Here is a 23,320-nt window from a genome sequence, read left to right as displayed (position 1 = left end):
TATCCAACGGCCTGTCGTAGTGGACCTATGAGTACCATACTCCTTGCGACCGACGGGAGCGAGTACGCTCGCGAAGCGGCGACGGAAGCGATCGAGCTCGCGGCCGCGGGCGGACACGACCTCCACGTCCTCTGCGTGGTCGACGAGCGGAAGTTCGACGAACCGGCGCTGAGTTCCGGCGAGCTCGCGACGATCTACGCGGAGGATCACGCCGACGTCAGCGTCCGCGAGGTCATGCGGATGGCGGACGCGAGCGACGTCGCGGTCGACGGCGACACGCGACGTGGCACGCCACACGAGGTCATCCTCGAGTACGCCGACGAGGTGGATGCAACGGTCGTCGTCGTCGGCGAGCACGGCGACCACGACGAGCACTTCTCGGGCGTCGGTCGGACCGTCGACGAGCTGTCGGAGCGCGAGGTCCGCGTCGTCAAGGCGTCGCCCGCGGAGTGACCGTCGCCAGCCGAGCGGTCGTCGCCCCGCGAGCGCCGCCAGGGAACGTCCGGCGCGTCAGCGGCCGGTGACGTTCGGGACGTCGACGCTCTGGAGCGCGCTGTCGACGACGTCGGCCTTCGTGACGCCCTGGATGTTCGCCTCGGGCGTGAGGACGATGCGGTGGCGCATCACGGGATCGGCGACGAACTTCACGTCGTCCGGCGTGACGTAGTCCCGGCCGGCGATGACGGCGCGAGCGCGCGCCGCCTCGAAGAACCGCTGGATGCCGCGCGGCGACACGCCGATCTCGGCGCGGTCGTCGACGCGAGTGGCGCGCGCGACGTCGACGAGGTACTCGCGGACGTTCCCCTCGACGTGCACGCGCTCGGGGACTTCCTGGAGCGCGCGGACCTGTGACTTGTCGACCGCCGCGTCGATCGTCGGCATCTGCGTGAAGCGGTTCGCGCGCCGGTCGATGAGTTCGAGCTCGCCGTCGCGGTCGGGGTACCCCATCGCGGTCTTGATCACGAACCGGTCGCGTTGCGCTTCCGGCAGCTCGAACGTCCCCTCCTGCTCGACGGGGTTCTGGGTCGCGATGACGAAGAACGGGTCCGGGAGCTCCCGTGTCTCCCCGTCGACGCTCACCTGCTTCTCGTCCATCGCCTCCAGGAGCGCCGCCTGGGTCTTCGGCGGTGCGCGATTGATCTCGTCGGCGAGGACGACGTTCGCGAATATCGGCCCTTCGTTGAACTGGAACTCCTGGGTGTGCTCGTTGTAGACGTGCGACCCGGTGATGTCGCTCGGGAGGAGGTCCGGCGTGAACTGCACGCGATTGAACGACAGCCCGAGCGCGTGCGCGGTCCCTTGCGCGGTGAGCGTCTTCCCGGTTCCCGGGACGTCCTCGAGGAGGACGTGCCCGCGAGCGAGCACCCCCGTGAGGACGGTTTCGAGGAACGCACGGTCCGTGATGACGGCCGCTGCGATTCGGTCGATGACGTCACCGGCGTACGCGGCCGCGTCGGGGACCGACATGTCGTCCGTTGGCATCGTGTACGTATCGGCGGTAGTCGCGTTAAAACGCTTTGGCGAGGACCGACCGCGTCCGACGCGTCGTCTCCGCGAATCCACGGAAGCGCGGAAGCGGGTTCGGCGCGGGCTAGTCGCGAGAACGCGCGATTGCAGCGGTACCCGCGAGGAGTGCAACGAGCGCGAGCAGGACGCCGAATCCGGGCGTGGAGCCGCTTCCGGAGCCGTCACTGCTGGTGCCGTCATCCGCCGTGCCCGTGCTCGGAGTTGACTCGTCCGTCGATGCGGCCGCGGTCGTGCTCGGATCCTCGCCCGCAGCCGTCGTGGTCGAGGGCTGCGTCGTCGTGGTGTCCTCACCGTCGCCGCCATCGCCATCATCGCCGCCGTCGCCGCCGTCGTCGGCGCCACTCACCGACACGAACCCGGCGCGCCGGCCGTCGACGGACACCCGGAACGTCCCGGTCTCCTCGAACGTGTGCGTCATCGTCACCGTCCGCTCGGAACCGCCCGTGATGGTCACGGACTTCTCGGAGACCTCGGTACCGGAGACCGAGAGCGTCACGGCTTCGGTCTTCGTCGCCGTGTGCTCGTTCTCGTACGTCGCCGTGACGGTCACGGATTCGCCGACCGCGACGTCGGAGGCGGAGACGGTCGCGCTCTTCAGGACGACGCGCGGGTCGTCCCCGCCGGCGCCGCCACCACCGCCACCACCGCCGCCACCGCCGCCGCCACTGGCGTTCTGGACGACGACCTCGCGAGCGGTGACGTCCTCGTTCCCGGACGCGTCCGTGACCGTCAGGAGGACCGAGTAGTTCCCGGCGGACTCGAACCGATGCGTCGGTGCCGCCCCGGTCGCGTCGGGCTGACCGTCGCCGTCGAAGTCCCACTCGTAGGAGTCGATGCGGTGATTGTCCGACGTATCCGTCGCGTCGAACGCGAACGCATCACCGGGCGCCCCCGACGTGCTGTTCACGTCGAAATCAGCCGACGGAAGCGTCTCGTCGACGACCGTGAGCGTCGCGTTCGCCGTCGCCGCGTTCCCGGACGGGTCGACCGCCCGAATCGAGAGCGTCCGCGTCCCCACCCACGTCGCGTTCACGACCGGGTTCGAGACGTTCGCCTCGTACGCGCCGTCACCGTCGAGGTCGTACTCGACGGTCGCGACCTCGTGCACGTCCTCGTACGTGAGCGTGCCCGGCGACACCGTCTCGCCGTACTCGACGGTATCGTTCTCGAACCCGAGCGAGACGTTCGGCGCCTGCGTATCGGTCACGTTCACTTCGACGTGCTCGACGTCCACGTTCCCGTGGGCGTCCTCGACGACGAGATAGTAGTTGGGGTCGCCCGGCGAGTCGAACGTCACGTTGACGACCTGCCCGACCGCGCCGTCGTGGTCAGCAGTCTCAGGGTCGGTATTCACCGGGTCCTCCGGGTGGTTCCCCGGGTACCACGTGTACGACTCGATGACCGTGTTGTCGGTGGACCCGGAGGCATTCAGGACGACGGTCTCGCCGACCTCGTACGCCCCCTCGGTACCCGTGACGGACGCGTTCGGGGGGATCGTGTCGTTCACCATCACGGTCTGCGTGACGGTGCCGACGTTCCCGGCGTCGTCGACGACCGCGAGCGTGACGGTCGTCTCGCCGTACGTCTCGAAGACGTGCGTCGTCGTCGCGGTCGTCGAATTCGCCTCGAAGACGCCGTCGTCGTCGACGTCCCAGCGGTACTCGCTGATGGCTACGTTGTCGGTGGTGTTCGATGCGTCGAGGGTCGCGGACCGGTTCGCGTTCAGGACGCCCTGCGGCGAGAACGTCGCCGCGGGCGGGAGGTCGTCACCGACCTCGACGGTCCGGTTCGCGGTCGCTCGGTTCCCGGCCGTGTCGACGACCGTGACCGAGACGTTCTCCGGGCCGAACTCGTCGAAGACGACCGTGACGGTCGCGTTCGTCGTGTTCACCGTGGTCCCGTCCTCGAACGACCACGCGTAGTGGTCGATAGCGCCGTTGTCCGTGCTCGGCCCCGCCGAGAGCGTGTCGTTCGCGGACACGTTCACGATACCGGGGTCCGCGATGGCGGCGGTCGGCGCCGCGTCGTCGACGACCGCGAACTCGCTCGCGGTCGCCGTGTCCGCGTTCTCCTGTCGGTCCACCACGGTGACCGACGGGGTCACGTTCCCGGCGTGGAGGTACGTGTGCGTGTACGTCGAGTCGTTCGTGACGGCTTCGAACGCGCCATCGGCGTCGGCGTCCCAGCGGTACTCGACGACGCCAGTGTTATCTGTCGAGTTCCCGGCGGCGAGTTCGACGGGCGTCCCGTTGACCGTGATGGGACTCGTCGCGTTCGTCGTCACGTCCGCGACCGGTGCCACGGTGTCGACCACGTGCACGGTCCGGGTCACAGTCGCGGACTGTCCGGCGGTGTCGGTCGCGGTCAGCGACACCGTGTACGCGCCATACGAGTCGAACGTGACGTTCGTCGACGGCCCGCTCGCGGTCTCGCCGTTCACCGCCCACTCGTAGGCGTCGATACCGAAGTTGTCGGTGCTGTTCGTCGCGAGCAGCTCGACGGACTCGTCCTTCGGGAGGCGGTCGACCGAGTAGCTCCCGTTCACGGACACCCGCGGCGTCGGCGGCAGGTCGGTGACGCGCACGCCGTCGAACGACGTCGTCCGCATCTCGTATCCGAGCGTGTTCCGCGCGAACACCGCGACGTCGACCGAACCCTCGTAGGGACCGACGTTCGTCGTGGCGCGGTACCGGTCGGTGCCGGGCACGCGCTCGGCGTCGAGCGCCGTCCACTTCCCGCCGCCGTCCCACGAGGGAACGGTCGTCGCGTTCGCCGTGCTGACGAGGACGACGACCTCGCTGACGGTCGAACTACCGGGGTCGGTGACGGTCGCTTCGACCGTGAGGTTCCCGTTCGACGCGTAACTCGTCGCGTTCGTGCTCGGGACGTCAACGTCTCGGACCTGCGGCGGCGTGGCGTCGCCGTCGTCGTGGAGTCGCCCCGTGACGTTCGTGACGACCCGGGTCGAGACGTTCTGGTGTCCCTTCTCGGCGGTCATGTAGAACCGGAACGAGTCGTCATCCTCGTACTCGCAGCCGACGTTGACGTTCCCGTACGGTTCGTCGAAGCACTTCTCGCCGTCGACGTAGATGCGGATGCGTTCCTCGCCGAGACTACTGTAACGGTTGAGCAGCGGGTCCTCGTTCGACTGCGCGAGGAGTTTCACGATGAACGAATCCTCGTCGATGTGATCGAACCCGTAGAACCCCGTGTGTGGGTGGTCGAGCGGCCGGAGCATGACGTTCCGTATCTCGTCGAGGTCGGGGCGGTCGTAGAACTGCGTGGTGGTCGCCCACTTCGCGTCACCCTCGCCGCCGTCCCAGATGCTCATGCCGGCGTCCACGAAGGAGTCCGAGTAGTAGATGGTCTGGTGAACGCGATCACCGACCTCCCCACCGGCTCGCATCGCGCCGAACGTGTCGTTCTCGAACCGCGGTTCGAAGTACGCGATGAGCGGTTCACCTGGCTTGGTTCGCGTGTACGTCGCGTTGACGGAGTCGAGGTCGTCGCGGTCGACGGTGATGGTCCGCGGACCCGTGACGTCCTGGATGCGGTACGCGAGCGAGTAGAACCGGGGTGCATCGAACGTCTCTTCGGTGGCCGCGGTCTCGTTCGCGGGCACGAACGCGCCGCGGACCTCGACCGTCGACGCGCCCTCGGTCGCGACGTAGACCGTCCGGTTCTCGGTCCAGTAATCTTTCTCCGATATCTCGCGGTCCCACCCGCCAGCGTCGAACTTCAGCCAGAACTGCATGGTTTCGTTGACGAGTGGGCCGGTCTCGTTCTCGACGTCTGACGCGTCGAGCCGAACGGGGTCGGCGGTCCGCTCGTCGAAGTTCACGGTTAGATTGCTGCGCCCTATCTGTACCGTTCGCGTCATCATGATGGGCGTGTACTGCGCGCTCTCCAGGCTCCCCATCGTCGTCACGCGGTACTCTCCGGGGTTGACGACGTCGAACGTGTACGTGTCGTTCCGCATGTAGTCGTCGACGAACGGCTCGTGCTGTTCGGTCTCGTTGTAGTGGACGACGAGTTCGTCGTAGCCGTGGTCGCCCTCGGCACCTCGCGGCGTCTTGTCGACGGTGACGGTCGTCGTTCGCGCGAACCCGAAGACGGCCGTGATGTCGCCGTCGTCGAAGTTCACGCGACCGCCGTAGACGCCGAGCGGGACGGACGCGTTCACGGTGATTGCGACGGTCGTCGATTCACCAGGGTCGAGCGTGAGCGTGGAGACGTTCGTGGACGCTGCGACCGGCGTGCCGTCGAGGCCGGTCGCGTTCGTCGACACGTTCAGCGTGACGGCGTCGTCGCTCGGGTTGGTGACCGCGACGACCTTCGTGTGGTTCCCGCCGGACTGGAGCGTCCCGAAGTCGACGACGGGGTCCGAGACGACCGCGTCGGGGTCGACGGCGTCGGTGGCGTTCACGCGTCCCGCGCCCTGGTCGTAGGGCGTCTCGGCGTCGATGGGGTCGGCGGTCGAGGTGACTGCCGCTTTGAGTCGCTGGGGCCCCCAGTCGGGGTGTTCGTCCTTGACGAGCGCGACGACGCCGGAGACGACGGGCGCTGCCATGCTGGTCCCGCTCTTGGTGACGTAGTCGTCGGTGTTCCCGGCCTGGGAGGACGCGGTACTGACGACGTCGCTCCCGGGTGCGACGACGTCGGGTTTCAGGAAGTAGCCTCTCGGCGTGGGGCCGCGCGAGGAGAACGAAGAGAGGTCACCGTTCTTGTCGGTGGAGCCGACGGTGATGGCGTCCTCGGCGATACCCGGCGACCCGATGGTGTACCGGTCGTAGTCGTTGCCGGCGGAGATGACGACCGCGGTGCCGTTCGAGACGGCGTACTCGACGGCGGCCGTATACGGGTCGTTGGAGCGGACCTCGGTGGCGTCGCCGCCGAGGCTCATGCTGATGACGTCGGCGTCGCGGTCGGCGGCCCACTGCATCGCCTTGATGATGTCGGAGGTGTAGCCGCGACCGTCGGCGCCGAGGACGCGGCCGTTGAGGAGGGTGGCGTTCGGCGCGATTCCGGTGTAGGCGCCGTTGCTGGCGTCGCCGTCACCGGCGACGATGCCGGCGACGTGCGTGCCGTGCCCCTGCAGGTCCGCGGTGGTGTTCTCGTCCGTGAAGTCCTTCTCGGCGACGACCTGGTCGATGTCGGGGTGCGTGGCGTCGATACCCGTGTCGAGCACGGCGACGGTGACGCCGCTCCCGTTCACGTCGTAGTCACTGCGTGCGCTCTCGGCGTTCACGATGCTCGCCGCGTCGTCCAACTGGACCTGGTACTGGACGTCGAGGTGGACGGATTCGACGCGGTCGGTCGCCCGGAGTGCCGCGGCGGCGTCACTGGCGGCGCCCTTCTGGATGCGGCCGGCCTGCGCGCCGATGCTCTCGAGGGTCTGGTCGACGGACATCGCGCCGACGGTGCTCGCGACGCCGACGCCAGCGTCGTCGCCCGTGGCCTGCCGGCCGGTCGCGGCTTCGACGATGACGGGAAGCGCGTCGGTTTCGGCGTCGGTGAGGTTCTGCGAGATGAGGAGGTCGACGTTGAACAGCTGGCGGTCGAACGTCGAGAAGTCGGTCGAGGCCGGGTAGACGTACGTGCCGCTCCCGGTTCGGAGCGTCCGCATGTCGGTCTCGGCGTCGACGTAGTACTCGCGCGTCCCGTTACGCTCGGTGACGTGGACGGTCTGGCCGGTGACGAGCGTGACCTCGTAGCGCTCGGTGACCGATCCGTTCGGTCCCGCTGGGTCGTCCGGCGTGGGCGTCGGTGCGCGGTCCGTGAGCGCTCGCGGGTGCACGGACGGTTTGCGCTCCACAGTGGCGCTCGGACCGAGGCTGTCGACGGTGTTCGCAGCGGGCGGCCGGTCGTCGTCGGTGAGGCCGCTGCCTGCCGTCGGTTGGGTGACGGGCTGGGCGGCGGCGAACGGTGCGATTGTCCCGGTGACCGCGAGCGCGGTCACGAGGACGACGAGGAGTCGTCGTGGCGTCGAGTCCATCAGTAATGTCAAGCCCCCAATTGGCCAGAAAGTAAGTATGCATACATAAAACGGTTTCGTTCAGGGGTTAAAATTTGGATATTAATAGCGGGCGGGTCATCGGCGGAAGAGACCCCCCTCAGAGGCTCGATATCGAGAACCCAGTTCCTGCTTCGGTACCGACGGGGAGTGCGTGGTCGCGTCGAGCGGTCGCGTCAGTCCCGTCGGTGCGCTACAGCAGCGAGCGACGCGAGGACCGCGAGGACGACGGAGACAACGCCAAACCCGGGCGTGGGGCCGCTTCCGGACCCGTCGGCTGCGGTCGTCGTGCTCGCGGTGGGATCGTCCGTCGATGCGACCGTGGTCGTGGTCGATACCGCGTCCGTCGTGGTCGGTGACTGCGTCGTGGTGGTTCCACCGTCACCGCCGTCCCCACCGTCACCACCGTCACCGCCGTCCCCACCGTCGTCAGCGCCGCTCACCGACACGAACCCGGCGCGTCGGCCGTCGACCGACACCCGGAACGTCCCGGTCTCCTCGAACGTGTACGTCATCGTCACCGTGCGCTCCGAGCGCCCGGTGATGGACACCGACTTCTCCGCGACCTCGCTCCCGGACACCGTCAGCGTCACCGCCTCCGTCTTCGTCGCCGTGTGCTCGTTCTCGTACGTCGCCGTGACGGTCACGGATTCGCCGACCGCGACGTCGGACGAGGAGACCGTGGCACTCTTCAGGACGACGCGCGGGTCGTCCCCACCAGCGCCGCCGCCACCGCCACCGCCACCACCGCCACCGCCGCTCTTCGCGGAGACGTTGACGGAGACGGTCGCAGTGTTCTCGTTCCCAGCAGGATCGATTGCCGTCATCTCGACGTCGTACTCGCCCGCCGACTCGAACGCGTGCGACACCGCCATCCCGGTGTCGTCGACGGTACCGTCACCGTCGAAGTCCCACTCCACCGTCTCGACCGCGTCGTTGTCCGTCGACGACGACGCGTCGAACGAGATCGCCTGGCCGACCGTCGGCGTCGCGTTCGAGACGGAGACCGCGGGCGTCGGCGGCGTCTCGTCGACGACCGTGAGCGTCGCCGTGTCCTCGGCATGGTTGCCCGCCGGGTCGACCGCAATCACCGATATCGTGCGGTCACCGTACCACGTCGCGTCGATCGACGGCATGTCCCACGTGGCGCCGTACCACCGCTGGTAGGAACCGTCCGCGTCGTAGTCGTACAGCAGGTAGTCGACCTCGTCGTTGTCGGTCGCGTTCACCGTCGCGAACTCGACGGTCGCACCGTGCTCGACCTCGGTCCGGTTCAGCGTCACGTTCAACGTCGGCGGTTCGGGGTCTTCGACGTCGAAGTAGACGAACTCGTACTCGGCGTTCCCGTGCACGTCCTCGACGACGAGGTACGCGTAATCCTGACCGTAGTCGGTGAACCGCATCGTCGCGTTCCGGCCGTCGTACTGCGTGCCGTTGGGGTGATACCACGTGTACGACTCGACGCGCGTATTGTCGGTCGCGGTCGACGTGAAGCGAATCGGTTCCCCGGGGAGGACCTCGGTCCGGTTCGCGGACGCGGACACGACGGGTTCCTGGTCGTCCACGACGGGATACGACTGTTCGACGCTCTCGGCGTTCCCGCGCTCGTCGACGACGGTCAGGTTCACCGTCGCCGTCTCGATGGTGTCGAACGTCCACTCGAGCGTGTCGTCTGTGGTGTTCACCTCGGCGACGCCGTCGTCGTCGACGTCCCAGCGGTACTCGGCGATGCCGTAGTTGTCCGTCGAGTCGGACGCGTACAGCCGCTCGGTCGTGTTCACCGTCAGCTCGTCGTCGTAGTGCCCGATGTCGAACGCGGCCGTCGGCGGGATCTCGTCGGTGACGTTCACGTCGACGGACGCCGTCGACGCGTTCCCGGCGGTGTCGTAGACGGTGACCGTGACGGTGCGGTTCCCGAGCGAGTCGTACGTCTTCGTCACCGTCGGCGACCCGGTGGTGCGGTTGTCGTCGTCGTCGAGCGTCCACTCGTAGCGGTCGATCGCGCCGTCGTCGCTGCTGGCGCTCGCGTTCAGTTCGAGCGGACGCGAGACGTTCACCGACGTCCGGTTCGCGGCGACGTTCGCGGTCGGTGGCGTCCGGTCGCTGACGGTGACGGTCGCGGCGGTCGCCGTGTCCACGTTCTCCCCGTGGTCGACGACGTACACCGTCGGGTCGTGCGTGCCCGCGACGAGGAACGTGTGCTCGTAGGTCGGCGTCTGCGTGATGGCGTCGATGCTCTCGTCGTCGTTGACGTCCCAGTGGTACGCGGTGACGCCGACGTCGTCGGTGGACGCGCTCGCGTCGAACCGTATCGTCGTCCCGTTCACGGTCAGGTCCGTGGAGCCGTTCCGCGACACCGCCGCGGTCGGCGGTTCCGTGTCGACGACCGTGACCGTCCGTTCGACGGTCGTCGTCTGGCTCGCGTTGTCGGTCACGGAGAGCGTCACGGTCGTCTCGCCGACCGACGTGAACGTCGCGTTCGCGGTCGGGCCGCTGTCGGTGCGACCCTGGACGTCCCACTCGTAGCTCGCGATGTCGAAGTTGTCGGTGGAGTTCAGTGCACTGAACTGGATCGGGTCGTCGTAGGGGACGGCGAGCCCGGGGCCTTTCGCGGTCCGGTTCGCGTCCACCTGGACGCGCGGCGGGAGGTCGGCGAGGTGCGCGGCGTCGAACGTCGTGACGCGCGTCTCGTACCCGACGGTGTTCCGGGCGAACACGGCGACGTCGAGCGTCCCGGTCGCGGTCCCGAGCGACGCGTCGCCCTCGTACCAGTACTGGGTCCCGGAGACGCGCTCGACGTCGAGCGCCGTCCAGTTCCCGCCGCCGTTCCACGACGGCGGCCCGGTCGTGTCGCCGGTCGCGACGAAGATACGGACCTCCTCGACGGCGCTCGTGTCGAACTCGGTGACTGCGGCGCGGACGGTGAGGTTCCCGTTCGGCGCGGTGTTCGTCGCGTTCATTCCGACGAGGTCGACGTCAGCGACGTCGGGCGCGGTCCCGTCGCCGTTCTCGACGTAGGTCGCGGAGACGTTCGTGACGGTGCGCGTCGACAGCTTCGTCGCGTCGTTCCGGCCGACCATCCGGATGCCGTAGTCGTCGCCGTCACTGATGGAGACGTACTCGTCGACGAACCCGGACGTGGTCTCGTCGTGGACGACCTGGCCGTCGACGGTCACCGTGTACTGGTCCTCGGTGTCGTCGGTGTACGCGGTCCGAGTGCCCTCGCGCGCGCTCTGGGCGGTGAGCGAGATGGACATCCCGTACCCGGCGGTGCTGACGAGCGGGTCGCCGATGAACGGATGCGCGAGCGGGTCGCGGTCGACCGTCTGCCCAGCCTTCAACGGCGTCCAGACGTCCTCGTTCCGCTCGACGTCCCACCCGAGGAAGGGGCCGCCGAGGGAGAGTTTCCCCTTCTCGAACGACGACGTGTAGTAGATGGTCTGGTGCGTTCGGTCGCCGACGTTCCCCCCGAAGTAGTCGCTGAGGAGGTAGTCGGAGCCGGCTTCGGTCCGTAGGTGTGCGACGACCAGCTGTCCGGGCTTCGTTCGGCGGTACGTGACGTCCATCGCCCCGAGCGTGGCGTCGTCGACGACGACGGTGTCGTTCTCCGTGACGTCCTCGACGATGCCACCGACCGCGTACCAGGCGGGGACGTCGAGGTCGCTCGCGGTGTACCGCGTCTCGTCGACGGGCGCGAGCGCCGCCATCAGGGAGACGTCGGGCGCGCTGACGTTGGAGACGTACGCTCGCCGCGAGGCGTTCCCGACCGAGGACCGTCCGAGCGTGAAGTCGGAGCCGACGGTCGGTACGCGGTACCTGGCGGAGACGCTCTCGGCGTGGAGCGGCCCAGTGCGGTTCGTGACGTCGGAGACGTCCATCGTGACGGGGACGGCGTCGCTCTCGTTGAGGACGACGACGGTGTTCGCGTCCGTGACGTTCACCGTCTTCGTGAGGAAGACGGCCGTCCCGTTCGCGGTCTCGCCGTCGGTCGCGACCAGGTACTCGCCCGGCTCCGCGATACCGTACGACAGCGCCGCGCTGGAACTACCGTTGAACTCGTCGACTTCGAACGTCCCGCCGGACCGTGATTCGTTGTACTGCAGGACGACGGTGTCGTTGTCGACGGAACCACCGGCGAGCGCTTCCTTCCGGATGGTGAGGTTCGCGACGCGGACGTACCCGAAGACGGCGGTGTACTCGCCGTCGTCGAAGCTGACGCGACCGGCGTACGTCCCGATGGGGACGGCGCCGTCGACGGTGACGTTGACGTGCGCGGACTCGCCGGCGTCGAGCGTGAGCGTGGAGACGTTCGTCCACGCGGGCACGGGCGAGTCGCTGAGGTTCGTCGCGCTCGTCGAGAGGTTCAGCGTCACGGAGTCGTTCTGGACGTTCGTGACGGTGATGGTCTTCGAGTGGTTCCCGGCGGTGCCGATGGTCCCGAAGTCGACGACAGGTTCGGAGACGACGACGCCGGGATCGACGGCGTCGGTGGCGTTCACGCGCCCGGCGCCCTCGTCGTACGGCGTCTCGGCGTCGATGGGGTCGGCGGTCGAGGTGACTGCCGCTTTGAGTCGCTGGGGCCCCCAGTCGGGGTGTTCGTCCTTGACGAGCGCGACGACGCCCGCGACGACGGGCGTCGCCATGCTCGTCCCGCTCTTCGTGACGTAGTCGTCCGTGTAGCCCGCCTCAGTGGACGCCGCGCTGACGACGTTGCTCCCGGGGGCGACGAGCGTCGGCTTGAGGTACTCGCCCTGCGGGGTGGGGCCGCGCGAGGAGAACGAAGAGAGGTCGCCAGTCTTGTCGGTGGAGCCGACGGTGATGGCGTCCTCGGCGATACCCGGTGACCCGATGGTGTAGCGGCTGCCGCTGTTCCCGGCGGCGATGACGACCGCGGCGCCGTTCGAGACCGCGTACTCGACGGCGGCCGTGTACGGGTCGTTCTCGCGGACCACGGAGGCGCGGCCACCGAGGCTCATGCTGATGACGTCGGCGTCGTTGTCCGCGGCCCACTCCATCCCGGCGATGATACCGGACGTCGAGCCGTACCCGTACTCGCCGAGGACGCGGCCGTTGAGGAGGGTGGCGTTCGGCGCGATACCCGTGTACGTGCCGTTGCTGGCGTTCCCGTTCCCGGCGACGATGCCGGCGACGTGCGTGCCGTGCCCCTGCAGGTCGGCCGTGGTGCCTTCGCCGGTGAAGTCCTTCGCATCGGCGACCTGGTCGATGTCGGGGTGCGTGGCGTCGATACCCGTGTCGAGGACGGCGATGGTCACGCCGCTCCCGTTCACGTCGTAGTCACCGCGTGCGCTCTCGGCGTTCACGATGCTCGCCGCGTCGTCCATCTGGACGCGGTACTTCACGTCCAGGTGGACGGACTCGACGCGCGGGCTGCGACGGAGCTGTCGCGTCGCCCGCCGAGCGTCTGCCTTCGCGACGACACCGGCCTGCGCGCCGATGGTCTCGAGCGTCTCCGTCGCCTGGATCGCGGCGACGTCGCTCGCGACGCTGATACCGGCTTCCTGGCCGACCGGTTGCCGGCCGCGCGTCGACTCGACGATCACCGGAATCGAGTCGGCCTCGGCGTCGGTGAGGTTCTGCGAGATGAGGAGGTCGACGTTGAACAGCTGGCGGTCGAACGTCGAGAAGTCCACGGACGTCGGGTAGACGTACGTTCCACGGTCGGTACGGAGCGTCCGCATGTCGACTGGCGCGTCCGTGACGTACTGGCGCGTCCCGTTACGCTCGGTGACGCGGACGGTCTGGCCGGTGACGAGCGTCACGCTCGTCGCGTTCGTGCCGTTCGTCGCGTTCCCCTCGCCCGGGGTCGCGAGCGTCGGGGTCGGCGTCGGTGCGCTGTCGGTGAGCGCGGTCGGCGCGTCGGTTCCGCCGCTGGAACCGGGGCCGTTCGCGTCTGTCGTGTCGTCGATGCCGGTTCGCTGGTCGGTGGCCAGCGTCCCGTCGGCGTCGTCGACACCAGCCGAGGGTGCCCCCGGTGCCGCGACGACCGACGGTGCGATCATGCCAGTGACTGCGAGGAGTGCGACGAGAACGACCCCGCAGCGTCGTAGTGAGGAAGACCAGGCCATTGTCGGAAAGGTAATCGAGCTAACGATATTAACCCACAATTAAAATTGTTTCGTTGTATTGAACCGGGAATTAGTCAGACGGTGGGAGACCACGGCGAACGACGGAATCGAGTGCGGAGAACGAAGCGTAGACCGGCTTCAGGTGCGCTGACGACCGACGCCGCGAGCCGAAACCGTGAACAGACGCCGGAACCCGCCGTCAGTCGTCGCCGCGGACGGTGAGGACGGGAACGGGCGCGGACCGCACCGTCTTCTCCGCGACGCTCCCGAGGAGGACGCGATTCATGCCGGTCCGGCCGGTGGTCCCCATCACGACGGCGTCGACGGCGTGGTCGTCGACGTAGGACGCGATAGCGTCCGCGGGGACGCCCTCGAGGACCTCGGTTCGGACGTCCGATATCCCGCGTTCGGTGGCGTCGCTCTCGACGTCGCGCACGAGGTCCTGGGCGTCGACGCGAGCGCGCTCCGTGACGAGTTGCGCGCGGACGTCCGGCCCGAGACCGCCGGTGTCGACGACCGAGAGCACGTCGACGCCCGCGTCGAGCGTGGCGGCCAGCGAGAGCGCGTGCTCGCTCGCGCGACGCGACGCCGCACTCCCGTCGACCGGAACGAGCAGGCGGTCGTAGGGGAACGCGAGCTCCTCGTCGTCGACGGTTCGCGCGGTCAGAACGGGTGCTGGCGACAGCCGGACGACCTTCTCGGTGACGCTCCCGAGGAGATACCGCTTGATGCCCGTTCGGGCGTGCGTCGGCATCGCGACGAGGTCGTGCTCGTAGCGCTCGGCGTAATCGACGATGGTTCGCGCGGGCGTCCCCTGGACGACGTCCGTGTGCGGGTCGAGACCGAGGGATTCGAGGACGCCTTCGGCGTCCGCGAGCGCTTGCTCGCCTTCCGTCTCGAGCGCGTCGACGACGTCGCCGTCGACGAGCGTGACGCTGTCGCGGTTCGTGTCCGCGACCGCGAGCAACGTCACCTCGGCGTCGAGCGCGGTCGCGAGCTCGCCGACGTGGTAGAGGAATCGCGTGTCGCTTGTCTCCGCGGTCACCGGCAGGAGGACGTTCTGATACATACGTGGCACTTCGACCGCACGCCCGAAAGGCCTTACTACGATTCCGCCACAGGAACCGACGTCCGGCCGAACTCGGGTGGTCGCAGCCGGCCGACAGCCCGCCTACTTCGGTGGTTGCAGTCGGCCGACGAACCGTCTCACTTCGGTGGCCGCAGTCGGTAGTACCGGCGGTTCAGGTCGTACATGTAGCCCTCCTGCATCGACCGGAGGACGGCGTACGCGATGACGCCGGCGATCGGTGGGAGGAGGAACGAGAGGTCGAGGAGGAGCTGCGGGTCGACGAGTCCGCTGACGATGTTCTTCAGGGAGTAGACGCTGATGGTGAACGCGAACGTCACGCCGGCGACGCCGACGGCCGCCCAGAACGGTTGTTCGACGGGGCGGCGAGCGCTCCCCTTGTTGAGGAACGGGACGATGGTGATGGCGCCGACGACGACGAGGTTCGCGACCACGCCGTACGTGCGGTCGGCCATCAGTTTCGCGCCCTCCGCGGCGGTCTCCCCGCCGAGGATGGAGAGTTCGGGGTTCAGCGGGCCGAGCTTCAGGAGGCCGAACGACCAGTAGAGGTACCAGTCCGGCAGGATGACCGCTGGCGTCTTGTTGCCGTTCGCGGGCGGCCCGATGTGCGGCGGGAGCGTCGCGGCGAGGAACAGTATCATCCCGACGAAGAAGCTCGTCAGGGCGAGGTTCCTGATGGTCTCGTGGGGCCACGCGGGGAACCCGAGTACGTCGCGTTCGACGTAGTCGGACTCCTGGCGGAGGTCCTGGTCCTCGCGTCTGGCGCGCTCGAAGTACTCGTACGTGAGTCGGGAGAGTCCCTGCGTTCGCGTCTTCCGTTCGGTCCACGTCGGCGTCTCGCCGTCGGGCGCGACGACGCCGGTGCCGTCGGCCCTGACCGCGTGGTCGTCGCTCTGGTCGGCGTCGTCGCTGTCGTCGGTGGCTGTCATGGTGGAGGGCGGCACGCGAAACTGGGGGATTCGATAGGAAAGGTGGCGGTGACCGATTGCAGTTCACCTCATTCAGGCCGACCTTTCATGAGGGCGGACTGTTCAGTTCGAGAACTGGGTCTGGCGCGCGTCGGCGCGCCAAGTGGGAGGCTGCAGTTCGGTGACGAGCAGGAAGCACTTATGCGTCGCGCCACGGGTAGGAGGCGTGCGGCGACGTTCAGTTCTGCGAGCGACGGCGACGGCGGGCGTCCTCGGGGTCGCTGGCTGTGCGGCGATGAGCGGTGAGGACGACGCGACGCCGGTGACGGTCCAGGCGGTCGACGTCCTGAACCGCCGGTCTGCGGCCGCGACGGCGGAGTTCGTCGCCGATCGCGGCGAAGAGGTCGCGGTTCGTCGCACCGTCGAACTCGCGGGCTCGGAGAACGCGTCGCGGCCGCCGGGCGTCGAGATAGCGGCGTTCGCGGACGACCCGGGAGTCTACCGGTTCCGGCTCGACGTCCGCGACGGCGAGACGCTCAAGACGACGCCGAGCGGGCTCAACGTGACCGCTGACGGCGCTGACTGCGTCCGCGTCGTGTTCGTGCTGAACCTCGACGACCGGTTGACCGCGTACGCCCGGTCGCCCTGCGCGAGCGAGTAAGTTCGACTGGGTCGGGCGTTCCAGGCACCAGCGATTTGGGGATGGTGGTCGAAGCGGGGACGATGACTGTGGCGCTGGTGTCGCGGTGGGCGCGCCGGTACGTCGCGGTGGCGGTCGTCGCGCTGGTCGCGGCGCACGCCGCGATGCTCGCGAGCGCGCCGTCACGAGCGGTGGTGACGCTCGCGCTCTACGGGTTCGTGCTCCACGTGGTGTTCGGGAAGGCGTACTCGCTGGTGCCGACGTACTTCGACCGCGACCTCGCCGCGCCGCGAGCGATGGTCGTCCAGCTTCCGCTGACGGCGGTCGGCGTGGCGGGGATGGTAGCGGCCGCGTCGCTCGATGCGGTGCCTCGCGTCGTCGGCACGGCCGGTGCGCTCGCGTGGACCGGCGGCGTGGCGGTGTTCGTCGCGGCGATCGCGTGGACGGTTCGCTCGAATCCGACGGGCGTCGAGACCGCGACCGGCGACGGGAAAGCCCACCTCGCGGGCCTCGACCGCGCGGCGAACGCGTTCGTGCCGGTCGCGGTCCTGTACCTGCTCGCGGGCTCGTACGCCACCGCGGTCGCGTGGGACGCCGCACCGACCATCGGCCTGCTCGCGAGCGTCGCACCGGTGTTCGACGGGTATCCGCCGCGTGCGACGCACCTCCTCGGTGCGGGGACCGCGACCCTCCTGGTGCTCGCGCTCGGCGCGCGCCTCTGGCCGCGGTTCCTCGTCGTCGACCCACCCAGGGACGCGTTCGTGCTCGCGCTCGCGACGGGCGCGCTCGGCCCGGTCGTGCTCGCGGCGACCGTCCCCGCTGGCGAGTTCCTCGTCGCGGGCGCGCTCCTCGAAGCGACCGCGATAGTCGCGTACGCGGTCGCCTACGGCTGGTGCTTCCGGCGGTCGGCACGTCGACGGATAGCGTTCTGGAGCGTGCTCCTCGGCGCGGTCGCGGGCGTCGTCGCGGTTGCGCTCGGGGCGTGGTTCGCGGTCGTCGACCTCGACGGCGCGCTCGTCGTCGCGCACCGCCGCGTCACGCTCCTCGGGTTCCTCGGCCTCACCGTGGTCGGCGCCACGTTCCAGTTCTATCCGCCGACCGTCGGCCGGTGGCGGTACTGCACCGAGCGCACCGCGAGCGTCGCCGTCGGTGCACTGGCAGTGGGTGTCGCGCTCCAGGCGGTCGGTGCTGGCTCGAGCCTCGGCGGTCTGGCGGCGCTGGGAGCAGTCGTCGGACTCGCGGGCGCACTCGGGTACGGGTACCTGCTCGCCGCGGCGTTCGCGACGCGCTGAACGACGTCGATGCGAGGAACGAGAGCGGACGCGAGGAGAAGACGGCTGCGGTGAGAAGGCGACTGCGGTTGCAGGGCGGGTGCGAGTCAGTCGAGCGTGACTCTGTCGAACCGGCGGATGGCGTACCACGCCGACGCGAACGGTGCAATGGCGAGCGGGACGAGGGCGGCGCGCGCGGCGAGTCCGACGGTGTCGGCGGTCACGGACCACCCGAACGGGAGCAGCCAGCTGGCGATGGCGGCGACGAACGGTTCGACCGCGGGCTCGTAGACGATGCCGGCGGCGGCGACGACGAGCACGAGGAACAGCGAGTACGCGAGGAACGCGAGGAGGCTCGGGACGACGGCTTTCGTCGAGCGCGTGATGTTCACGGCCTCGTAGCGCGGGAACAGCATCCCGATGCCGACGGCGAACAGGCTGCCGACGAGGACGCTCGCGGGCGTTCCGAGGGCGACGGCGGCGAGCACGTCGGCCTCCAGTGGGACGGCGAGTGCGAGTGCGACGACGAGCGCGGTCCCGACCGGGATGGTGACGATGGCGCCGGCGAGGACGTGCGCACCGATGAACTGGCGGCCGCCGACCCGGGAGAGGACGGTCGCGGGGAGCGCGGACCCCTGGTCGCCGAGTGGGTTGAGGGTGAAGACGACCGCGCCGGCCCACGCGACGAACAGGAGCGCGCCCGCTGGCGCGAACGCGGGGACCTCGCCGGTCTGGACGATGTCGGCGAGGAACCCGATCGCGAACAGGAGCGGGTACGCGACGTACAGCAACTTGAGGGGGGCGCGTGCGGCGCGCTTCCACGCGAGGACGGTGACGGCGGCGGTACCGCGGCCGACGACGCCGCCGAGTGCGTCCTCGACGCGGAGGAGGAGGCCGTCGTCGTGCCGGTCGGTGTTCGGGTCGACGTCGACGTCGTCGTCCTCGGTGCCGGCGAGGACGGGGTCGGCGAACCAGTGGCGGTCGGCGACGCGCGTCGTGACGAGGACGCTCGCGGCGGCGAACGCGGGGACGAGTGCGAGCGCGAGCGCGGCGCGGAGCGGGCTCGCGGCGACGGGACTGCCGAGGAGGAGGAGGTCGGCGAACCACGCGGTCGGCGCCTGCTGCATCGGCTCGAAGATGGTGACGACGACGTTCCCGAGGACGTCCGAGAGGATGAGCGCCATGTACGCGACGAACACGAGCACGATGAGCGGGCCCTTGTGGCGTGCGACGAACGGGATGCGCGTGACGACGTGCCTGATAGCGAGCCCGAGCGGGTACGCGAACGAGACGGCCGTTGCGCTCGCGGCGACGGCGGCCAGCGGTGCGGTCGCGAGCAGCGTGTACGTGCCGGCGCCGACGCTGTACCCGACGGCGAGCACGGAGAACAGGGGGAGGGCGTACGCGAGTGCGAGCACGAACTCGGAGACGAGGACGCCGAGAACGGCCTCCCGGGTGGGGACGACCGAGAGCACGCCGACGTCGTTCTCGAGGGTGCCTCGCGTCCCGACGGTTCGGACGACGATGATAACGGCGAAGAACAGCCACATGATGGCGAACGCGCCGCGGCCGACCTCGAGCATCGAGTACTCGAAGGGGAGGGCGCCGCCGAGGCCGACCTCGCGACCGAAGAAGTACGCGCCGTAGCCGCCCGCGCCGCCGAACACGACCAGGAGGACGGCGTACGCGAGTATCTGAGACGTCCGGTCGATGGACTTGCGGACGACCCGGCGGAGGTCGACGCGGCCGAGGGTGAGGCCGTGCCGGAGGGTGCGCATCCCGCTGTTTGAGCCCGTGGACTCGGTGGGCGTGCTCACGCCATCACCTCGTCCTCCGGTTCGACGGGTTCGTCGTCGTGGTCGTCGGTGATGCGGAGGAACGCGTCCTCGAGCGTGCTCTCGACGGTGGATTCGGCGCGGTGCTTGAGTTCGTCCGGGGAGCCTTCGGCGACGAGTTCGCCGTCGTGGAGGACGGCGACGCGGTCGGCGAGTTCGTCGACGACGCTGAGGATGTGCGTGGAGAGGAAGATGGTGACGTCGCGGTCGGCGAGTTCAGCGATGAGGTCCTTGACGGTGCGTGCGGCGCGCGGGTCGAGGCCGCTCGTGGGTTCGTCGAGGAAGATGACGTCGGGATCGTGGATGATGGCCTGGACGAGCCCGAGTTTCTGACGCATCCCCTTCGAGTAGCCTTCGACGCGCCGGTCGGCGGCGTCGGCGAGCCCGAACCGCTCCAGGTACTCGTCGATCTCGGCGTCGGCCTGCGAGCGCGGGATGTCGTGGAGAGAGGCGACGTACCGGAGGTTCTCGCGCGCGGTGAGTTCCTCGAAGACGGGCGGGCTCTCGGGGAGGTACCCGATGTGGTCGATGACGGCGTCGCGGTCGGTGATGGGTGACCCGGCGACGAACGCCTCGCCGGAGGTGGGTCGCGTGAGCGTCGTGAGCATCCGCATCGTCGTCGTCTTCCCGGACCCGTTCGGGCCGAGGAACCCGTAGACGACGCCGGCGGGGATGGCGAGGTCGAGGTCGGTGACGGCGTCGACGTCGCCGAATCGTTTCGTGAGGCCGCGCGTCTCGATGGCGAGCGAGCGGTCGGGGGCGTCGTGGGGACCTGGTGACATGCCCCGGACTACGACGGCGAGGTTCTTAAAAGATGACGAACAGTTTCCGGGCTGGAAGCTACTGCGTCCTGCCGCCGCCGGGTGGTTTCGTCACCAGTTCTGGACGACGACGTCCATGCAGCCGCCGTCTTCCTTCAGTTCGGGGTACGAGTAGTGGTCGGGGACGACGTCGGTGACGTCGAGTTCGGTCATGTTCGCGGGCGGGGTGCCGTCGACGCCGGATTCGCCGACGGCGGTGTTGAGTTCGCCGAGCGAGTACGCCCATTCGAGGACGCTGTCGTCGGTCTTGTAGCAGTTGAGGACGGATTCGGCGGCGTACTCGAGGCCGGGGCCGTACTCGCCGTCGACCGCGCAGGCTTCGTTGTCGGCGGCGCCGCCGACGAGGACGAGGTCGTCGACGACGTCGGGGTAGCCCCACGCGCGGAGGTTCTTCATCGCGGAGGCGACGACCTGCGCGCCGAGGGAGTGCGCGACGAGCTTGACGGGGCGGCCGTCGTTGGCCTGCCAGTCGAGCAGGAAGTTCGCGAGTTTCGGGCCGTTCTGGGCGGCGATCTCCTGGGCTTCGTACCAGCCCTGGTCGACGCCACCGCCTTTGTCGGCGTCCCACGTGTAGACGGCGGTTGTCTCTTCGGCGCTCTGTTCGGCGAGCGCTCGACCCATGGTGTAGCCGCCGTCGATGTCGTCGTCGTCGCTGTCGTCGCTGTTCCAGCCGTGGACGAACAGGTGGAGTTCGTCGCCGTCGTCGTACTTCGCCCAGTCGCCGCGGTAGTCGTAGCTGTACGTGCCTTCGACGAGTTCGACGCTGCCGTACCACGTGATGTCGAAGTGGTCGCGGGTCGAGACGCCCGGGAAGTCCTGTGGGGCGTCGAGCGTGTCGTTGCCGTCGCCGCCGGCGCTGGCGACGCCGGTGCCGGCGACTGCGAGTGCTCCCATCGATGCGGTGCGCGTTAACATGGTGCGTCGGCGCATACCAAGACCATCGGTAATGGCTATCGGATAAGTGGTTTGGAACCGCGGTGAACGCGCCTACCGTTCATCGCGCGCCGGAGGACAGGCCCGACCACCGGAGTACTCGGCGGACAGAGGACGAGAAGGAGGACGAGAGCCCCGCAATCGCGCGAGCGTGACGGTGCGGAACGGAAGGACGAGGCGGGCTACTGGATGGTCGAGTCGAATGGTATCACGGTGACGTCACCACCGCTCGGGTGACCCGGGGGAGACCGAACGGTACCCTCACGTGATGGTCGGGTCGGTCGCCTGCGCGCGGTCGATCGCGCGACGAACCTGCTCGCACGTCTCGTCGAGGCTCCCGGAGTTGTCGACCACGACGTGGTCGGTCTGGATGGGGTCGAACTTGTCGCGGTAGTGCTCGTAGATGGAGACGTCGGCGTCGCTCGCGTCCCCCTCGCGTTGGCGGATGCGTCGCTTGACGACGGCGTCGTCGGCTTCGACCTTCAGGACGACCGTTTCGACGCCGTGCTCGCGGGCGACGGCGTACGCGGGCGTCCGGAAGTCGCGTTCGCGGAACGTGCCGTCGAGGACGACGTGCTGGTCGTCGTCGAGAACGGCGTCAGCGCGCTCGACGACGGTTCGGTAGACGGTGTCGGTCTCCGCGTCGCTGTACTGGGGGTCCTCGAAGAGGTCCTTCCGGACGACGTCGGTACGGATGCGGACGGCGCCGAGGCGGTCGACGACCTCGCCGGCGACCGTGGTCTTCCCGGCCCCGGGGAGGCCACAGACTAGAACGAACATGGTGTCGGTGTCGGGGATGTTCGCGCTCGTGCGTCGGTCTGACCGGTCTGCGAGTGTGCCCGTGGCGCCCGTTCCGGAGTCATCTGACAGCGGACAGTCGCCGCTTGGTCACAATAAAGGTGTAGAATCGTTCGCGCTCGACGGCCAGTTTAGGACACGTTCGTGTATATTCGAGTCGAGTGGTCGGGTCCAGTGACGTCGTTCGCGTCAGTCGGTGGCAACGGCGACGCCGCGGACGAGCGGCGCGACCGGGGGGACGCCGTCGTGTCGTTCGACGGTGACGACGTCGAGACCGGGATGTGCGCGATAGGCGCCTTCCAGGTCGCGGTCGAGGTGGCAGCCCGCGGCGAGTCGCGTCCACACGGGGTCTATCGTGGTCTGGATGCGGCCCTGGAGGCCGTCGGCGGCGACGTGCTCGAAGAACCGGAACTGGCCGCCGGGCCGGAGGACGCGCGCGACCTCGTCCAGGGCGGCGTCGAGGTCCGGGATGGTGCAGCCGACGAGCGCGGACAGGACGACGTCGAAGCTGTCGTCGGGGTACGGGAGGGATTCGCCGACGGCGCAGGCGACGGTCGCGTCGAGTCCGTGCTCGTCGGCGGACTTGCGAGCGCGCGAGAGCATGTTCTTGTCTGGGTCGAGGAGGTGGACGTCGAGGGTGTCGCCGTTCCGGCGGGCGGCGTCGCGGGCGGCGACGAGGAACGGGACGGTCGCGCCGGTGCCGGCGCCGAGGTCGAGGACGCGGCCGGTGAGCCCGTTCGTGAGGTACCGCCGGTGTGGGGCGAGCACGGTCGCCTCCGCCAGTGCGGTCGCCGGGTCGTATATCGCGGCGAAGAAGGGGTTGTCGTGGGCCGCCATGAGTCCAGGTTCGTGCCATGGCGACATGAACGCGGTGCTTCTGCGAGCGCTGGTGCTGTCGTACTGGTGTTCGAAAAGTCAATCAAGTGCGGAGGGGACCGGGCTGGGACCGTTGGGCGGCGTCAGGCGGAGGCCGATTCGGTCTGTTCGACGTACTGGTCCTCCCAGTCGCGGCGGTCCTCGAGTTCGCGGCGGCCGCGTCGGGTGAGCGTGTAGTAGTTCGTGCGGCGGTCGAGTTCGCCCTTCTCGACGAGGCCCTTGTCGACGAGGGTGTCGAGGTTCGGGTAGAGCCGACCGTGGTGGATCTCCGATTCGTAGTACTTCTCGAGTTCTTCCTTGATCGCGAGGCCGTGTGGTTCGTCGAGGCCGGCGATGGTGTACAGCAGGTCCCTCTGGAATCCGGTCAGGTCGTGCATGTGGTAGTTTCTGGGGTCCAGTTGGTTTGAGTGTTTTGACCTGTCGCCGCCAGTTGGCCATGGTAATCAGCAATCTTTACCGGGTATACCCTTCTTATCAAAGGCCTGTTACGGTTGCGTTCGGGTTGTCCGTGGAACGCACCGACTC

14 protein-coding genes are annotated in these 23,320 nt (G+C 68.7%); 3 read left to right on the top strand and 11 right to left on the bottom strand.

Going from position 1 to position 23,320, the window contains the following annotated elements; genetic code table 11:
* The first annotated feature begins 27 nt into the window (after positions 1-27).
* Positions 28-453 (top strand): universal stress protein, encoded by a 426-nt coding sequence (locus VYJ16_RS16810; RefSeq protein ID WP_336351472.1) that lies wholly within the window; start codon positions 28-30, stop codon positions 451-453.
* 57 nt (positions 454-510) lie between these two features.
* Here the strand turns inward: VYJ16_RS16810 and VYJ16_RS16805 are convergent, their stop codons facing one another.
* From VYJ16_RS16805 to VYJ16_RS16785, 5 genes are all read right to left on the bottom strand, one after another.
* Positions 511-1,482, bottom strand: coding sequence for an AAA family ATPase (locus VYJ16_RS16805; RefSeq protein WP_336351471.1), 972 nt, complete (start codon positions 1,480-1,482; stop codon positions 511-513).
* 109 nt (positions 1,483-1,591) lie between these two features.
* Positions 1,592-7,522, bottom strand: coding sequence for a S8 family serine peptidase (locus tag VYJ16_RS16800; RefSeq protein WP_336351470.1), 5,931 nt, complete (start codon positions 7,520-7,522; stop codon positions 1,592-1,594).
* A gap of 194 nt (positions 7,523-7,716) precedes the next feature.
* A complete protein-coding gene (locus VYJ16_RS16795) occupies positions 7,717-13,626 on the bottom strand; it encodes a S8 family serine peptidase (RefSeq protein ID WP_336351469.1) in 5,910 nt (1,969 codons plus the stop codon).
* Between the two features lie 199 nt (positions 13,627-13,825).
* Positions 13,826-14,695 (bottom strand): universal stress protein, encoded by an 870-nt coding sequence (locus VYJ16_RS16790; RefSeq protein ID WP_336351468.1) that lies wholly within the window; start codon positions 14,693-14,695, stop codon positions 13,826-13,828.
* Positions 14,696-14,832: 137 nt separating this feature from the next.
* Positions 14,833-15,642: a cytochrome b family protein gene (locus VYJ16_RS16785; protein WP_336351467.1), complete on the bottom strand. Its 810-nt coding sequence runs from the start codon at positions 15,640-15,642 to the stop codon at positions 14,833-14,835.
* Positions 15,643-15,847: 205 nt separating this feature from the next.
* Between VYJ16_RS16785 and VYJ16_RS16780 the strand changes: the two genes are divergently transcribed.
* Complete coding sequence (locus VYJ16_RS16780) at positions 15,848-16,282, top strand: hypothetical protein (RefSeq protein ID WP_336351466.1); 435 nt, start codon at positions 15,848-15,850, stop codon at positions 16,280-16,282.
* A gap of 62 nt (positions 16,283-16,344) precedes the next feature.
* Complete coding sequence (locus VYJ16_RS16775; protein ID WP_336351465.1) at positions 16,345-17,553, top strand: hypothetical protein; 1,209 nt, start codon at positions 16,345-16,347, stop codon at positions 17,551-17,553.
* Between the two features lie 86 nt (positions 17,554-17,639).
* Here the strand turns inward: VYJ16_RS16775 and VYJ16_RS16770 are convergent, their stop codons facing one another.
* From VYJ16_RS16770 to VYJ16_RS16745, 6 genes are all read right to left on the bottom strand, one after another.
* A complete protein-coding gene (locus tag VYJ16_RS16770) occupies positions 17,640-19,349 on the bottom strand; it encodes a hypothetical protein (protein ID WP_336351464.1) in 1,710 nt (569 codons plus the stop codon).
* Positions 19,346-20,149: an ABC transporter ATP-binding protein gene (locus tag VYJ16_RS16765; RefSeq protein WP_336351463.1), complete on the bottom strand. Its 804-nt coding sequence runs from the start codon at positions 20,147-20,149 to the stop codon at positions 19,346-19,348. The genes VYJ16_RS16770 and VYJ16_RS16765 overlap by 4 nt, the downstream gene beginning before the upstream one ends.
* A 90-nt stretch (positions 20,150-20,239) precedes the next feature.
* On the bottom strand, positions 20,240-21,082 hold the full coding sequence (locus VYJ16_RS16760) for a DUF726 domain-containing protein (protein ID WP_336351462.1): 843 nt from the start codon (positions 21,080-21,082) through the stop codon (positions 20,240-20,242).
* 300 nt (positions 21,083-21,382) lie between these two features.
* Positions 21,383-21,919, bottom strand: a complete 537-nt coding sequence (locus VYJ16_RS16755; protein WP_336351663.1) for a P-loop nucleotide/nucleoside kinase family protein — start codon at positions 21,917-21,919, stop codon at positions 21,383-21,385.
* A gap of 189 nt (positions 21,920-22,108) precedes the next feature.
* Positions 22,109-22,756, bottom strand: a complete 648-nt coding sequence (locus tag VYJ16_RS16750) for a class I SAM-dependent methyltransferase (protein ID WP_336351461.1) — start codon at positions 22,754-22,756, stop codon at positions 22,109-22,111.
* Between the two features lie 122 nt (positions 22,757-22,878).
* Positions 22,879-23,172, bottom strand: coding sequence for a PadR family transcriptional regulator (locus VYJ16_RS16745; protein WP_336351460.1), 294 nt, complete (start codon positions 23,170-23,172; stop codon positions 22,879-22,881).
* Positions 23,173-23,320 lie beyond the last annotated feature (148 nt).

The sequence above is a fragment of the Halorubellus litoreus genome (genome assembly GCF_037081675.1).
GTDB classification, from domain to species: Archaea; Halobacteriota; Halobacteria; order Halobacteriales; family Natrialbaceae; genus Halorubellus; species Halorubellus litoreus.
The sequence above is the reverse complement of the archived record's forward strand: the minus strand, read 5'-3'. Positions and strand labels throughout refer to the sequence as shown.